General features: G+C 50.3%; 1 tRNA gene. It reads right to left on the reverse strand.

What is annotated here, in order from left to right:
• Nucleotides 1-151 precede the first annotated feature (151 nt).
• Nucleotides 152-227: transfer RNA gene (locus tag P2G85_RS13640), tRNA-Gly, on the reverse strand.
• Between the last annotated feature and the right edge of the window lie 236 nt (nucleotides 228-463).

Consider the following 463-nt stretch of genomic DNA (forward strand, 5'->3'; position numbering starts at 1 on the left):
AGGTACGATGCAGACCATCAAACTGGAGCGACACACGAGGTTCCCTATTCATAAACAAAAAGGCGTGACCTCAACCTTGCCAGGTTGCGCTCTATAAACCAGAGCGGGTGTTGCACTTTATCATCGTTAAGCACGATGAAGGCTATCAAACTGGAGCGACACACGAGGTTCGAACTCGTGACCTCAACCTTGGCAAGGTTGCGCTCTACCAACTGAGCTAGTGTCGCTTTTTGTCACCGTCAGGTACGATGCAGACCATCAAACTGGAGCGACACACGAGGTTCCCTATTCATAAACAAAAAGGCGTGACCTCAACCTTGCCAGGTTGCGCTCTATAAACCAGAGCGGGTGTTGCACTTTATCACCGTTAAGCACGATGAAGGCTATCAAACTGGAGCGACACACGAGGTTCGAACTCGTGACCTCAACCTTGGCAAGGTTGCGCTCTACCAACTGAGCTAGT

Source organism: Vibrio sp. CAU 1672 (assembly GCF_029223195.1).
GTDB lineage: Bacteria > Pseudomonadota > Gammaproteobacteria > Enterobacterales > Vibrionaceae > Vibrio.